A 14515-nucleotide genomic window follows, 5' to 3' on the forward strand; every position below is an offset into this window, starting at 1 on the left:
CTACTTGCTGTACAGGGATTCCACGTCGGCCTCGTGCTTCTTCATCACGATGTGGCGGCGCAGCGACAGCTTGAGGGACAGCTCGCCGTTCTCCTGCGTCCAGTCGGTCGGCAGGATGGTGAACTTCTTGATGCCCTCGGCCTTGGACACCGCCGTGTTGGCGTCGTCGACCGCGGTCTGGATCTCCGCGATCAGGTCCTTGTCCGTGCACAAGGTCTCGAGGTCGGTCGGCTTGCCGTGCTTCGACGCCCAGTTGCCGATCGTCTCGGTGTCGATCGTGATCAACGCGGCGATGAACGGCTTGCCGTCGCCGACGACCATGCACTGGCTGACCAGCGGGTGCAGGCGGATCCGGTCCTCCAGCACAGCGGGGGCGACGTTTTTGCCGCCGGCCGTCACCAGGATCTCCTTCTTGCGGCCGGTGATCCGGATGAAGCCGTCGTCGTCGAACTCGCCGAGGTCACCGGTGTGGAACCAGCCATCGGCGTCGATCGCGGCCGCGGTCGCCTCGTCGTTCTTCCAGTAGCCGACCATCACCTGGCCACCCTTGAAGCACAGCTCGCCGTCCTCGGCGACCCCGACCGTCACACCGGGCAGCGGGCGCCCGACGGTGCCGATCCGGATGTCGTTCGGCAGGTTCACCGAGACGGCGGCGGTGGTCTCGGTCAGGCCGTAGCCCTCCAGCACCGGGACTCCGATGCCACGGAAGAAATGGCCGAGCCGGTCGCCCAGCGGCGCGCCGCCGGAGACGGCGTAGTCGACCTGCCCGCCGAGTACGCCGCGCAGCTTGCCGTAGACCAGCTTGTCGAACAGCGCGTGCTTGGCCTTCAGACCGATCCCCGGGCCGCCCTGGTCGAGCGCCTGCGAGTACGCGATCGCGGTCGCCGCGGCGGCGTCGAAGATCTTGCCCTTGCCGGCCGCGTGCGCGGTCTGGCTGGCGGTGTTGAACACCTTCTCGAACACCCGCGGCACGCTGAGGATGAACGTCGGCCTGAACTCGCCGAGGTCCGCGACCAGGTTCTTCACGTCGGCGGTGTGGCCGACCTTGACCCGCATCATCACGCAGCCGACCTGGATGATCCGGGCGAACACGTGCGCCAGCGGCAGGAACAGCAGCGTCGACGCGCCCTCGAGCCGGAACAGGTCCGGCAGGATCTTCGTCGCCGACCCGAGCTCGTCCATGAAGTTCGCGTGGGTGACGTGGCAGCCCTTCGGCCGGCCCGTCGTACCCGAGGTGTAGATCAGCGTGGCCAGGTCGCCCGGCACGACCGCCGTACGGCGCTTGTCGAGCTCCGCGTCGCTGATCTGCTGGCCGAGCACGGTCAGCTCGTCGACCGCGCCGGACTCGATCTGCCAGATCTCCTGCAGTGCGGGAGCCTCCGCGCGGGCGGACTCGACGACGGCGCCGTGCGCGGCGTTCTCGACGACGGCGACGACGGCCTCGGAGTCGGTCAGGATCCACTGGACCTGCGAGGTCGAGGAGGTCTCGTAGATCGGCACGGTCGCGGCGCCGATGCTCCAGATCGCGTAGTCGATCAGCGTCCACTCGTACCGCGTCGCGCTCAGCAGGGCGACCCGGTCGCCGTGCTTCACGCCGGCCGCGATCAGGCCCTTGGCCACGCCCGCGACCTGGTCGGCGAACTGCGCGGCGGTGATGTCGAGCCAGCCGCCCTCGACCCGCTTGCTGAACACCGCGGTGTCCGGGTGCGACGATGCGTTCGCCCAGACCGGATCGGCCAGCCCGCCAGTGGTCGGGGCGTCGATCACAGCAGGGACGGTGTACTCACGCATCCGCGTCTCCTCGGTCGAGATGTCAGGCAGGATGTCGGCTTCGGCGCACGTTACAGTCACTTACCCACAAGTAGCCAGGTCAGTGTGACCCAAGGAACCAAGGACAGATGCATGCACGTCACGAAGCTGGACATCAGCTGCGACGACCTGGTCGTCGCGGATCCAGCCTACGTGGCGCAGCGGCTCGGTTCGGACACCCTGTGGCGTGAATGGTGGCCCGAACTCGTCCTGACCCCGTCCGAGCGACGTGGGGTGGAGGGCGTCCGCTGGGCCGTCACCGGTGCCGCGGTCGGTACGGCGGAGTGGTGGCTGGAGGAGGTCCGCGACGGTGTCGTCGTGCACTGGTATCTGCGGGCCGACCCCGTACGGCGTACCGGCGTACGGCGGTTGCGGCGGCTGCAGGAGTCGTACGTCGCGCGGTACCGGGAGCGGATCTGGCGGTTCAAGGACGAAGTCGAAACGGGCCGCGCCGCGGGCGAGCGCAGGTCCGGCTGGGAACCCGCGATAGTCTCCGGGAGGGGCACCGGTGCCCCGCACCCGGCCGTGCCGCAGAACAACCTGCACGCGGACCGGCGACCGTCCCGGCAGCGGAGAGGTGAATCGATGGCAGAGCAGACCACCTCGACCATCGTCGTGAACGCGACCCCGAAGGCGATCATGGCGGTGATCGCGGACTTCGAGGCCTACCCGGAGTGGGCGGACTCGATGCGGGAGACGCAGGTGCTGTCGACCGACGAGGCCGGCCGGCCCAAACAGGTCCGGTTCAAGGTGGATGCCGGGGCGATCTCCGACGAGTACACGCTGGACTACGTCTGGTCCCGCAACGAGGTGACCTGGTCGCTGGTGCAGGCCAAGATGGTCAAGGGCATGGACGGCGCGTACGTGCTGCGCGACCTCGGTGCCGAGGGGACCGAGGTGACCTACCGGCTGGCGGTCGACGTGGCCATCCCGATGATCGGAATGCTCAAGCGCAAGGCGGAGAAAGTCATCATCGACACGGCCCTCAAGGGGCTGAAGAAGCGCGTCGAGTCCTGATTCCGTGACACGCGTTCTGCTGTACACAGGTAAAGGTGGCGTGGGCAAGACCACGTCCGCGGCCGGCACCGCCACGCTGGCCGCCTTGCGGGGCCTCCGCACGCTGGTGCTGTCGACCGACGCCGCGCACTCGCTGTCGGACGCCTTCGACTCCGAGGTCGGCGGCGAGCCGACCGAGATCGACGACCTGCTGTTCGTGCAGCAGATCGACGCGCAGCGGCGGTTCGAGCGGTCCTGGGGTGACATCCAGGCCTACCTACGGTCGGTGCTGCACGTCGTCGGGGTCGACCCGATGGAGGCCGAGGAACTGACCGTGCTGCCGGGCGCCGAAGAGGTGCTCGCGCTGCTCGAGGTCCGCGATCACGTGCGGTCCGGGCGCTGGGACGTCGTCGTGGTCGACTGCGCGCCGACGGCGGAGACGCTGCGGCTGCTCGCGCTGCCGGAGGCCCTGAGCTGGTACATGGACCGGATCATCAACGCCGAGCGCAAGGTGCTGCGGTCGTTCCGGCCGTTGCTCGGCAAGGCGTCGGGGTTGCCGATGCCGGACGACACTGTCTTCGATGCGCTACGGCGGTTACAGAAGGACCTCGCGGACATCCGGGCGTTGCTGGCCGGGCCGGATGCGTCGGTGCGGCTGGTGCTGACGCCGGAGGCCGTGGTGGTCGCCGAGGCTCGTCGGTCGATGACGACGCTTTCCTTGTACGGGTACCGCGTGGACGGGATCGTGGCGAACCGGGTGTTCCCGGCGGCCGGGGCCGACAACTGGCGGCGGCAGTGGGTCGCCGCGCAGCGGGGGATCCTCGAGGACGTCCAGGACTCGTTCAGTCCGCTGCCGATCTGGGAGTCGCCGTACCGGGCCTGCGAGCCGGTCGGGGTCGAGGAGCTCGCTGCGTTCGCCGTCGAGATGTACGGCGGGGACGATCCGTTCGCGCGGGCCTCCGACGAGACCTCGCTGCTGGTGGACCGGCACATCGACACCGACGGGCGGACGTACATCCTGACGTTGCCGTTGCCGCTGGCATCGGCCGCCGATCTCGAGCTCGCGCGGCACGGGGACGAGCTGATCATCACCGTCGGGTCGTACCGTCGGGTGATTCCGTTGCCGGCGGCACTGGCTCGCGGGGTCGTCGCCGGGGCCCGGCTGGACGACGGGAAGCTGCAGGTGCGGTTCGCGCCGCGCGATCCGCTGCCGCGGCCGGTCCTCGAGCCGGACCTCGCCGAGGAGTTCCGCGAACAGATGGAGCTCGACGAGACGCCGATCCCGGAGGGCACTCGATGACACCGCCGAAGGAGCCCGTGGGGTCCGTCGCCGAGGAGGCGGCCAAGCTGTTCGCCGTACTGCGGGCTGCTGGTGCCGCGGATTTTGCCGACCCCGCCGCCACGCGGGCTGAGGCCGGCGCGGATGCGGCCGGCGAGGCCGCGCGGGCTGAGGCCGCTGCGGCCGGGGAAGAGCGTGGGGGTGCCGAGGCCGACGACACAGCAGGTGGCGAGCGGGGCGGCCGGGTGCGCTCGGCAGGTGGTGAGCGGGGCGGCCGCGGGCGCTCGGCCTCCAGCGGCTTTGCCGCGGAGGGGGCCTATGCCACTAGCGCGGATGCGGCCGGTGAGGCCGCGGGGGCTGGGGCCGCTGCGGCCGGAGAAGAGCGTGGGAGTGCGGGGGCTGATCGGTCTGGGGCTGGGGCCGATCACGAGCACGGGGCCAACTGTCAGTGGTGTCCTGTGTGTCAGTTGATTGGCAAGGTGCGGCAGACCAGTCCCGAGACCATCGAGCAGCTGTCCACGGCGGCGGCGGGGGTGCTGGGGGCTGTGCGGGGTTTGGTGGAGGCCGCGGCCGAGGCGGCGCGGCAGGCGAAGGTGGACGCAGAGTCGCGGGCCGCTGGGGAGCAGGACACGGAAAGACCAGCTCGGTCGCGGGTGGACCGGATCGACGTGAGTGAGGACCCCGAACCATGGGACTGACCATCGGCATCGACGTCGGCGGTACGAAGATCGCGGCGGGCGTGGTCGGCCGCGACGGGACGATCGGGGCGCGTGCGCACCGTGACACCCCGGCGGGATCGGTCGACGAGACCGCGCAGGCGATCTGCGACGCGGCCGCGGAGCTGATCGCGGGGCACGACGTCGAGGCGGTCGGGATCGGCGCGGCCGGGTTCGTGTCGTCGGACCGGGCGACCGTGCTGTTCGCACCCAACCTGGCCTGGCGCGACGAGCCGCTGGGGAAGCGGGTGGCCGACGTACTGAAGGTTCCGGTCGTCGTCGAGAACGACGCCAACGCCGCGGCGTGGGGCGAGTTCGCGTTCGGCGCGGCCAAGGACGTCGAGCACATGGTCTGCGTGACCGTCGGGACCGGCATCGGCGGCGGGGTCGTCATCGGCGGTGAGCTGCTGCGCGGTGCGCACGGCGTCGCGGCCGAGCTCGGCCACATGCGCGTCGTACCGGGTGGTCATCGGTGTGGTTGTGGCGCGCGCGGGTGCTTGGAGCAGTACGCCTCCGGGCGCGCGCTGGTGCGTGAGGGGCGTGCGCAGGCGGAGTCCGGTTCGCTGGCGGCGGCGCAGCTGATGAGCGTCATCGGCATCACCGACCCCGCCGAGCTGACCGGGCCGATGATCACCGAGGCCGCCGCGGGCGGCGACCCGTGCGCGGTCGAGCTGCTCGACGACCTCGGCCGCTGGCTGGGGGAGGGACTCGCGAGCTTCGCGACGCTGTTCGACCCGAGCACGATCGTGATCGGCGGCGGCGTGAGCGCGGCCAAGGACCTGCTGCTGAACTCGGCGCAGGTCGCGTTCGAGAAGAACCTGCCGGCCCGCGCGAACCGTCCGCACCCGAGCATCGTGATGGCCCAGCTCGGCAACGACGCGGGCATCATCGGCGCCGCCGACCTGGCCCGCCGCCCGGTGGAGAACCGCTAGTGCGGCGAGCAGCCGGTACGCCGGTCCGCCCGCTGCGCGGCGGGCCGTTCCGCCTCACCCCGCCGACAGCTACCAAGTGCCGGCCACCGATCGGGAACCGCGAGTCTTCCGCGCCCGTGCCGCCACACCGTGAGTCGGTTGCGCCCGTGCCGCGCATCGGTGGGTCGGTTGAGCCCGGCCACGGTGAGTCGGTTGAGCCCCGCCACCGTGAGTCGGTTGCGCGCGTGCCGCGTCACCGTGAGTCGCTCGTCCCCATCCCGCGTGGCCGGGACGGCGCGTCCGCCGTACGCGCCCTGCGTACAGGCGGGGCGGAGGAGGCCGCGGTGTGCGGTGTGCGGCGGTTGGCAGGGCGTGGTTGGCTGGATGTGTCCGGTGAAGTGGTCCAGGGGGCTGTTGGGGGTACGGCGAGGAGGGTCGTGCGATGGCTCTGACACAGGCGCTGACGATCGGGATCGACATCGGTGGCACCAAGGTGGCCGCCGGGGTGGTCGACCCCGAGGGCAACATCCTGGACAGGTTGCGGCGTGACACGCCGACCAAGGACCCGCGCGAGACCGAGGACGCGATCGCGGACATCGTCCGGGACCTGGAGTCGCGGCACGACGTGATCGCGGTCGGGATCGGCGCGGCCGGGTTCGTCGACGGAACGCGGTCGTCGGTGCTGTTCGCGCCGCACCTGGCCTGGCGGCACGAACCGCTGCGCGACGCGGTCGAGCGCCGCCTCGGGCTCCCGGTCGTCGTCGAGAACGACGCGAACGCCGCCGCTTGGTCGGAGTGGCGGTTCGGCGGCGGGCAGGGCGAGAGCCACCTGGTCTGCGTGACGCTCGGGACCGGTATCGGCGGCGCGATCCTGAACGACGGCGCGCTGCAGCGCGGCAAGTTCGGCATCGCCGGCGAGTTCGGGCACATGCAGGTGGTGCCGGGCGGTCATCGCTGCGAGTGCGGCAACCGCGGGTGCTGGGAGCAGTACGCGTCGGGGAACGCGCTGACGCGAGAGGCCCGCGAGCTGGCGCTGTCCGGTTCGCCGGTCGCGCACAACCTGCTGCGGGCGGCCGAGGGCGACCCGCGCAAGATCAACGGGCCGATGGTGACCGAGCTGGCCAAGGACGGCGACCCGGTCGCCGTCGAGCTGCTCGAGGACGTCGGCCGCTGGCTGGGCATCGGCCTGGCCAACCTCGCGGCCGCGCTCGACCCGGGCACGTTCGTGATCGGCGGTGGAGTGTCGGACGCGGGCGAGCTGCTGCTGGCGCCGGCGCGTGAGGCGTTCAAGCGGACGCTGACCGGGCGCGGGTTCCGGCCGGAGGCGCGCATCGTCCGCGCCGTACTGGGCCCGGAGGCCGGCATGGTCGGTGCGGCTGACCTCGCGCGCGAGGAGGCGACCTGGCTGCGCCGGGTCCGGGTGAAGACGACCGCGGTGACGGCGAAGACGGCCGGGGCTCGCAGTGGTCGCTCGACGCGTCACGAGCGCGCCGCCCGGAAGTCGGCCGGTCGTCGTACCGGAATGCGCGCGGCCGCGCCGGAGCTTCCGCCGGGCGAGCTGCAACTCGACAAGACCCCCGAGCTGCAGGGCGACCCCGAGGCATGAGCGTGGGCCCGTCGTTGCGGGTGCTCTCCTACAACGTGCATCGCTGGGGCGACGACCGGGAGGCGCTGGCGCGCGTCGTACAGGCGTGTGCTCCTGATGTCGCGCTGGTGCAGGAGGCGCCGACCTGGTGGGGGACCCGGCGCAAGCGGCGGGCGATGGCGGCGTCGTTCGGGATGACGTACGTCGCCGGCGCCGCCCGCAACGCCATTTTGGTTGCTGGAAGCACCGAAGTGCTGGAACCCCTGCACTGGCGGGTCTGGCGGCCTTTCCTGCGCCGCAGGTTCCGGCTGATCGCCACCCAACTGCCCGGTGGCGGAGTCGGCGGGCGCGTGACGCTCGGCTCGACCCCGCTGGCGTTGGTCGTCTGCCACCTCGGCCTGCACATCCGCGGCCGCCAGCACGAGCTGGAACAGGTGCTGAAGGGCTGTCGCTCCTTCAACCTTCCGTACCTCCTGGTCGGCGACCTCAACGAGGAACCCGACGGCCCGGTCTGGAAGCGCTTGGCCGACGAGGGCCTCACCGATCTCGGTATCGACGCCGGCCCGACCTTCCACTCCGACAACCCGGAACGCCGCATCGACGGCGCCCTGCTGTCGCCGGAGCTCCACGGCCGCCTGATCCCGCTCGACGAGATCGACGGCGTCACTCGCGACGACCTCGCGAAGGGCTCCGACCACTTGCCGCTGCTGATCGAGCTGACCGAATAACAGGTGGCCGCCGGGCCTGAGCGGACGGCAGGATGAGGGGATGACGAGCAGACCTGTTGCGCTGGTGACCGGAGTCGGACGACGCGTCGGGATCGGTGCCGGGATCGCGGAGGCGCTCGCGGCGAGCGGGTGGGACGTTGCCTTCAGCTACCTGACCGGGTACGACGCGCGGATGCCGTGGGGGCCGGACGCCGAGGCGCGTGCCGAGACGACCGCCGTACTGGAAGGGCACGGCGCGCGGGTGCTCGCGGTCGAGGCCGATCTGCAGGACGTCGACGCGCCGGCCGCGCTGATCGGCACGGTGCGCGACGAGCTCGGACCCGTCCGCGCGCTGGTGATGGCGCACTGCGAGAGCGTCGACAGCAGCATCCTCGACACCACCGTCGAGAGCTTCGACCGGCACTTCGCGGTGAACGCGCGGGCGATCTGGCTGCTGATCAAGGCGTACGCCGAGCAGTTCGACGCGCCGTACGGCACCGGCCGGATCGTCGCACTGACCAGCGATCACACCGTGCACAACCTGCCGTACGGCGCGAGCAAGGGCGCGCTGGACAGGATCACTCTGGCCGCCGCCGAAGAGCTCAAGCACCTCGGGCTGACCGCGAACGTCGTCAACCCGGGTCCGATCGACACCGGCTGGATGTCGGCGGAGATCAAGCAGTCGGGGACCGACGCCACCGCGCTCGGTCGCCTCGGCACTCCGCAGGACACCGGGGACCTGATCAGCTTCCTCTGTTCCGAGCGGGGCGGCTGGATGAACGGCCAGCTGCTCTACAGCAACGGTGGTTTCAAGCCGTAGCTACTTCTTCCGGCGGTTGAGGAACGCGAGCATCGCCTCGCGCGCCGGCTCCGACCCGAACAGACTCGCCGACAGCTCGGCAAGATCCTTGCCCCGGGCATCGATATCGGCGAGCAGCTCGCGGGTGAGCAGCTTCTTCGTCTCCCGCAAGCCTTGTGGCACGCCCTTCAGCAGCGACGTCAGTACGCCGTCAACCGCGTCGTCCAGTTCCTCGTCCGGCACCGCCCGCGAGACCAGCCCGAGCCGCGCGGCCTCGGTCCCGTCGAAGCCGTCGCCGGTCAGGAACGTCAGCGAGGCGGCGCGATCGGTCAACCGGGGGAGCACCGTCAGCGAGATCGTCGCCGCCGCCAGCCCCAGCCGCACCTCGGTCAGCGCGAACGTCGAACTGGCCGCCGCCACGCTGATGTCCGCCGCCGCCACGATCCCGATCCCACCCGCCCGCACCGGGCCGGCCACCCGGGCAACCACCGGCTTCGGGTTGGCGACGATCGCCCGCTGGACGTCGACCATCCGCTGCGCGCCGACGCCCATGCCGACCGTCGTCGCCTCGGTCAGGTCGGCGCCGGAGCAGAACACATCGAGCGCCGACCGGATCACGATCACCCGGACCGCGTCGTCCGCACCGGCCGTCGCCAGCCGCTCCAGCAGTTCCCCGGTCAGCTGCTGCGACAGCGCGTTCTTGTTGTGCGGCGAGTCCAGCGTGATCGTCGCAACGCCGTCGGCCGACCCGAGATGCACCAGTTCGCTCATGCGGCCCATCCTGCCCTGCCAAGCTGCCGGTGCGCCGTAACCATCCCCACACCGCGCCCCGACCGTAGGCCCGGCGGGGCTCCGCTGGTCTCCTGTGGGACGACTGGCGCGATGTACCGGAGCAGTCGTCGCACAAGGGAGCAGTCGTCGTACGAGGGATCAGTGGGGCGGGAGCTAGTCGACGTACAGGCAGAACGGGTGACCGGCCGGGTCGAGCATCACCCGGACGTCGTCCTGGGGCTGGAAGTCCGCGAGCTCGGCGCCCGAGGCGACGGCGTGGGCGACGGCCTCGTCGAGGTCGTCGACCTCCAGGTCGAGGTGCATCGACATCTGGGGCTGCCCTTCGGCGGGGGGCCAGACCGGGCGTTGGTAGTTGGGCTCGGTCTGGAAGGCCAAGTTGTAGCCGGCGTCCTTGGACGGCGCGAGGGTGACCCAGTTCGGTTCGTTGCCGAAGATCTGCCAGCCGAGGAGGCGCTGGTAGAACTGGCCGAGCTCGCGCGCGTCCGGTGCGTCGAGAACGACACCGAACCAGTGGGACTTCGTGCGGAGTGTCATGAATCACACCCTGCCGCGCTCGCGGCGTACGGTCTAGGCCGGTGGCGCGGTGAGCGGGTCGCCGTGCCGGTGCACGATGAACCACTCGTCGTCCTCGCGACGGAAGATCATCGTCGTGCGCAGGACATGCTCGTGCTCACCCGGCCGGTCGACGTACCGGACCGTGCACCGCTCGATCGCGACCGTGTACGCCGTGTCGGAGCCGGCGTGCTTGTCCAGGTACTCGAACTCGACCTTCGCGCCGCTCGGCGCGAACTGCGCCGAGGCCCACGCGTACCGCGGACCGATCTGCGACCAGCCGACCTCCTGACCGCCGAAGCCGCCGAAGATCGACGTCTGCTCGCTGCGCGACACCAGCGGCAGCCAGAGCGAGACGTCACCGTTGACGAAGGCGGTGTTGGCGTCCTCGAACCGGCGCAGGAACGCCTCGAAACTCATAACCCGTCTCTCCCGGGATCGTCGGAGCGCGCCGGACGAGGGCGCGCTCCCACGATAGGCCCGCGGCGGTCTACTTCACGTCCGCGTACGCCGGCGACAGCTCGCGCGCCAGGTGCTCGATGAACAGCCCGACGTCGGTGACGATGCCGCGGGCCTGCGACGATCCGCGGTCGGCCAGCTTGGTCACCGTGGCCGGGTTGATGTCCACGCAGGTGAGCGGGATCGCGGCCGGCAGGATGTTGCCCGTCGCAACGGAGTGCAGCATGGTCGCGGCCATCAGGCAGTAGCCGACGCCGTCCAGCTCGGCACGCATCGCGCGCTGCCCGGCCAGGACGTCGGTGTAGACGTCGGGCAGCGGGCCGTCGTCGCGGACCGACCCGACCAGCACGTACGTGCCGCCCTTCTTCACCATCGCGTGCATCACGCCGGAGGTGAGCACGCCCTGCTCGACGGCGGCCGCGATCGAGCCGGACTTGCGGATGGTGTTGATCGCGCGGATGTGGTGCTCGTGGCCGTGCTCGACGCCGCGGCCGCGGGCCAGGTCGACACCGAGCGACGTCCCGTACAGCGAGGACTCGATGTCGTGGGTGGCCAGCGCGTTGCCGGCGAACAGGACGTCGACGTACCCGGCCTCGACGATCGCGACCATCGCCGGGGCCGCGCCGGTGTGCACGATGCCGGGGCCGCCGACCCAGAGCACCTTCTGGCCGTTGGCCTTCGCCTCGCGCATGCCGTCGGCGACCTGCTTGACCAGCACCCGCTGCGGCTTCTCGCTGGAGACGTCGGACTCCATGAAGCCGAACGCCTCCTCGCTGCTGGCGACGATCGGCGGCGCGACCTTGACGCCCTGCGCGCTGGTGACGACCCGCATCCCGGCCTTCACCTCGGACATCGGGATGGTCCGGACCGTGCTCGATCCTGGGCCGTTCTCGACCAGCAGGCCGCAGTCCATCTCCGGGTTGGTGACCTGGATCCAGTGGCCGTCGAGGCGGACGCTGGTCGGCAGGTTGGTGGTCGAGTAGAAGCCGTCGGGGAAGACGCCGTCCTGGTCGACCGCGGTGATCTCGGCGGTGCCGGGGTTGACCAGGTTCGCGCCCTTGGTCTGGATCCGCATCAGCAACCGCTGCAGGGACTCCTCGTCCTCGGCGCCGACCGTCATCCGGACCGTCGACGGGTCGTCCTTGTCGTAGCCGAGGTCGAACTTGTCCAGCGTGTACTCGCCGCCGTAGCCGCGGATGTCGTCGAGGACCCGGGACAACAGCCCGGAGTCCATCAGGTGGCCGGTGATCTCGACCGTCTCGGTGACCTGCACGGGATGCCTCCTCCGTCAGCGGGGGTGTCGGATTGTCCGACGATCCGCCACTCTAGACGACGGCGCCGTCGTCCGGGGTGTCCTCGGGCGGGAGGCGGTCGTTCATCCGGATCACCAGGGTGAGGAAGCCGGCCATGAAGCCGACGACGCCGAGCAGCGTGATCCGGCCGGTGCCGAAGTCGAGGACCGCGGCGAGGATGAGCAGCAGCGGACCGCCGATCAGGCCGAGCCAGGCGGCGCGGGTGATCCAGTCGAGCCGGGGGCCGCGAGCCGGCTCCGGCGGGACGTAGTGGTCGTGCGGGTCGTCGGTGCGGCGCGGCGGCGGTTCCTTGGGCGGGTCCTCGTCGGTGTCACCGACGACCAGACCGGCCGGTACGTCGATCAGCGGCTCGTACGAGTTGTCGTCGACGTCCTCGCTGGCGGGCCAGCGCGGGACCGGCGGTACGTCGTGCCCGGGGGCCGACGGCGCGTTGAACTGCTCGACGAGCGAGGCCCACTCGGCGTCCTCGGTGCTGCGGTCGATCACGCCACGCGCCTTGTCGACGGCGTCGGAGTCGACAAAGATCTCCTCGAACCCGGCCGGGACCTGAGCCTTCGCGGCCGCCGGCACGGAAGGCGCGTCCTCGTCGCCCGGCGTACTCGCCTTCGGTGCCGGCGACTCGTCGGTGGGCGTGGGGGCGTCCGGCATCGCCGGTGGTGGCGAGCAGTACGCGGCGATGCCCGTGTCGGCCAACGCCTTCAGGACCGCGGTCGTGACGAGAGGGTCGATGCCGCCCAGCGACGTGTAGGTCGCGGCGGTCAGGCCGTTGTCACGCATCGGTGCCGATCCGGCGGACGAAGGCGGTCGCGTCGGCGAAGATGCGTGGTGCGTCGTTGTCCAAAGTGGCCACGTGATAACTGTCCTCGAGCAGGGTCTCGGTGACGTCGCGGGACGAGATCCGGGACAGCACGGTCCGTCCGGAGCTCGGTTCGACGACGTGATCGACAGTACTGCGGAACAGCAGCACCGGCTGCGTCACCTTCGCCAGATCGTCCCGCGTGACCTTCCACAGCTGCGACAGCGAGTGCAGCGCGCGCAACGGCATCCGGTCGTACGCGCCCTCGTCGACGCCCGGCTTCTTGATGTCGTTCGAGATCCCCGGGAACGACGGCAGGAACCGCTGCAGCACCGGCAGCGCCGCCAGGCGCTTGTCGTCGGTCTGCACCGACGGGTTCACCAGCACGAGCCCGGCGACGTCCGCGCCGTGCTGCTCGGCCAGTCGCAGGACGAGGCACCCACCCATCGACAGCCCGGCCAGGAAGACCCGCTCGTGCTCCTTGCGCAGCCGCTCGAACTCGTTGTCGAGCACGGCGTACCAGTCCTGCCAGGTCGTGGTGTTCGCCTCGCGCCAGTGCGTGCCGTGCCCGGGCAGCCGCGGTACGGCGACGCCGAACCCCTCGCCGGCCAGGTGCTCCGCGAACGGGCGCATCGACTTCGGGGACCCGGTGAAGCCGTGACTGAGCAGGATCCCGGTCGCGGCGTCCGGGCCGGAACCGGGGCTGCGGAACTCCTCCGCGTGGGCTTGCACGGGCACAGGTGCTCCTAGAAGTTCGCGTGTTGCCTGAGTCGTAATGGTCGCAGCCGCCGGGCCCGTCGCCCACCCCGGCCAGGGTGTCGGTTCGGTGACGTGATCGACGACACCACACAGTGTGCAACCACAGATCGACACGGAGCGCAACCCCCCGATTCCCTGGCGGTGACATTGCTTGAGGAGGAAGCTGGAACGTAAGGTCCTCCCCGGCAGGGTGCGCGGTGCCTGCCGATGCGGGACACTGGAGCTGGCCGAGTGGTGGAGGTGGCACGTGCTGTACATGTTCATCCGGCGGTTCCTCGTCGCGCCGCTCGCGAGGTTGCTGTTCCGGCCCAAGGTCAGTGGCCTGGACAACATCCCGGAGACCGGTCCGGCGCTGCTGGTCAGCAACCACCTCGCGTTCTCGGACTCGATCTTCCTGCCGGTCGCCGTACCGCGGCAGATCGTCTTCCCGGCCAAGTCGGAGTACTTCACCGGCCCGGGCCTCAAGGGCAAGCTGGTGGCGACCTTCTTCCGGTCGATCGGCCAGATCCCGATCGACCGCTCCGGCGGGCGCGCCTCGCTGGCCGCGCTGAACACCGGCCTGGAGATCCTCGGCAAGGGTGAGCTGTTCGGGATCTACCCCGAGGGCACCCGCTCGCCCGACGGCCGGCTGTACAAGGGCAAGACCGGCGTCGCCCGGATGGCGATCGTGGCCGGCGTCCCGGTCATCCCGGTCGCGATGATCGACACCGAGAAGGTCAACCCGCCCGGCACGATGGTGCCGAAGTGGTTCGTCAAGGAGCCCGGCCGCCGCCTGCCGCGCCTGGTCCGCCCCGGCGTCGCGATCGGCAAGCCGCTCGACTTCTCCCGGTACGAGGGGATGGAGCGCGACCGGTTCGTGCTGCGCTCGGTCACCGACGAGATCATGTACGCGATGATGGAGCTGTCCGGCCAGGAGTACGTCGACATGTACGCCGAGAAGGCCAAGGAACTGCTCAAGGCCGGCGAGAAGATCGACGACCACCTCAAGCCGCGGCTGGACGACACCAAGGCGTCCTGACCGGCGACCAGCACGACCTGAGCG

At 70.6% G+C, this 14515-nt stretch carries 15 protein-coding genes; 8 read left to right on the forward strand and 7 right to left on the reverse strand.

Features of this window, described 5'->3' with window-relative positions:
• On the reverse strand, positions 1 to 1791 hold the full coding sequence (locus HDA39_RS04745; RefSeq protein WP_184794016.1) for an AMP-dependent synthetase/ligase: 1791 nt from the start codon (positions 1789 to 1791) through the stop codon (positions 1 to 3).
• 111 nt (positions 1792 to 1902) lie between these two features.
• Between HDA39_RS04745 and HDA39_RS42110 the strand changes: the two genes are divergently transcribed.
• The 7 genes from HDA39_RS42110 (at position 1903) to HDA39_RS04780 (ending at position 8823) form a co-directional block, all read left to right on the forward strand.
• Positions 1903 to 2826 (forward strand): SRPBCC family protein, encoded by a 924-nt coding sequence (locus HDA39_RS42110; protein ID WP_238355976.1) that lies wholly within the window; start codon positions 1903 to 1905, stop codon positions 2824 to 2826.
• Between the two features lie 4 nt (positions 2827 to 2830).
• Complete coding sequence (locus HDA39_RS04755; RefSeq protein ID WP_184794017.1) at positions 2831 to 4105, forward strand: ArsA family ATPase; 1275 nt, start codon at positions 2831 to 2833, stop codon at positions 4103 to 4105.
• Positions 4102 to 4782, forward strand: a complete 681-nt coding sequence (locus HDA39_RS04760) for a hypothetical protein (protein ID WP_184794018.1) — start codon at positions 4102 to 4104, stop codon at positions 4780 to 4782. The genes HDA39_RS04755 and HDA39_RS04760 overlap by 4 nt, the downstream gene beginning before the upstream one ends.
• Positions 4773 to 5732 carry an ROK family glucokinase gene (locus HDA39_RS04765; RefSeq protein WP_184794019.1) on the forward strand — a complete coding sequence of 320 codons (960 nt, stop codon included), beginning with the start codon at positions 4773 to 4775 and terminating at the stop codon, positions 5730 to 5732. Before HDA39_RS04760 ends, HDA39_RS04765 begins: the two co-directional genes overlap by 10 nt.
• A 421-nt stretch (positions 5733 to 6153) precedes the next feature.
• Positions 6154 to 7317 carry an ROK family glucokinase gene (locus HDA39_RS04770; RefSeq protein WP_238355977.1) on the forward strand — a complete coding sequence of 388 codons (1164 nt, stop codon included), beginning with the start codon at positions 6154 to 6156 and terminating at the stop codon, positions 7315 to 7317.
• On the forward strand, positions 7314 to 8024 hold the full coding sequence (locus HDA39_RS04775) for an endonuclease/exonuclease/phosphatase family protein (protein WP_184794020.1): 711 nt from the start codon (positions 7314 to 7316) through the stop codon (positions 8022 to 8024). Before HDA39_RS04770 ends, HDA39_RS04775 begins: the two co-directional genes overlap by 4 nt.
• Positions 8025 to 8064: 40 nt before the next feature.
• Entirely contained in the window at positions 8065 to 8823 is a 759-nt protein-coding gene (locus tag HDA39_RS04780; protein WP_184794021.1) for an SDR family oxidoreductase, read from the forward strand.
• Here the strand turns inward: HDA39_RS04780 and HDA39_RS04785 are convergent, their stop codons facing one another.
• The 6 genes from HDA39_RS04785 to HDA39_RS43035 all read right to left on the reverse strand — a co-directional run bounded on the left by HDA39_RS04785 (position 8824) and on the right by HDA39_RS43035 (position 13452).
• Positions 8824 to 9573: an enoyl-CoA hydratase-related protein gene (locus HDA39_RS04785; protein ID WP_337925630.1), complete on the reverse strand. Its 750-nt coding sequence runs from the start codon at positions 9571 to 9573 to the stop codon at positions 8824 to 8826. It lies immediately after the preceding gene.
• Between the two features lie 174 nt (positions 9574 to 9747).
• On the reverse strand, positions 9748 to 10128 hold the full coding sequence (locus HDA39_RS04790; RefSeq protein ID WP_184794023.1) for a VOC family protein: 381 nt from the start codon (positions 10126 to 10128) through the stop codon (positions 9748 to 9750).
• A 33-nt stretch (positions 10129 to 10161) separates the two neighbouring features.
• Complete coding sequence (locus HDA39_RS04795) at positions 10162 to 10566, reverse strand: YybH family protein (protein WP_184794024.1); 405 nt, start codon at positions 10564 to 10566, stop codon at positions 10162 to 10164.
• 70 nt (positions 10567 to 10636) lie between these two features.
• The gene (locus tag HDA39_RS04800) at positions 10637 to 11878 is read right to left on the reverse strand and encodes an ornithine cyclodeaminase, nickel-pincer nucleotide-dependent (RefSeq protein WP_184794025.1); all 1242 of its coding nucleotides are present in this window, start codon (positions 11876 to 11878) and stop codon (positions 10637 to 10639) included.
• Positions 11879 to 11930: 52 nt separating this feature from the next.
• A complete protein-coding gene (locus HDA39_RS04805; protein WP_184794026.1) occupies positions 11931 to 12695 on the reverse strand; it encodes a hypothetical protein in 765 nt (254 codons plus the stop codon).
• A complete protein-coding gene (locus tag HDA39_RS43035) occupies positions 12688 to 13452 on the reverse strand; it encodes an alpha/beta hydrolase (protein WP_337925631.1) in 765 nt (254 codons plus the stop codon). Before HDA39_RS43035 ends, HDA39_RS04805 begins: the two co-directional genes overlap by 8 nt.
• Positions 13453 to 13729: 277 nt before the next feature.
• Here HDA39_RS43035 and HDA39_RS04815 point away from each other — a divergent pair, with 277 nt between their 5' ends.
• Entirely contained in the window at positions 13730 to 14491 is a 762-nt protein-coding gene (locus tag HDA39_RS04815; RefSeq protein WP_202893429.1) for a lysophospholipid acyltransferase family protein, read from the forward strand.
• Positions 14492 to 14515 lie beyond the last annotated feature (24 nt).

It is taken from the genome of Kribbella italica (assembly GCF_014205135.1).
Lineage (GTDB): Bacteria > Actinomycetota > Actinomycetes > Propionibacteriales > Kribbellaceae > Kribbella > Kribbella italica.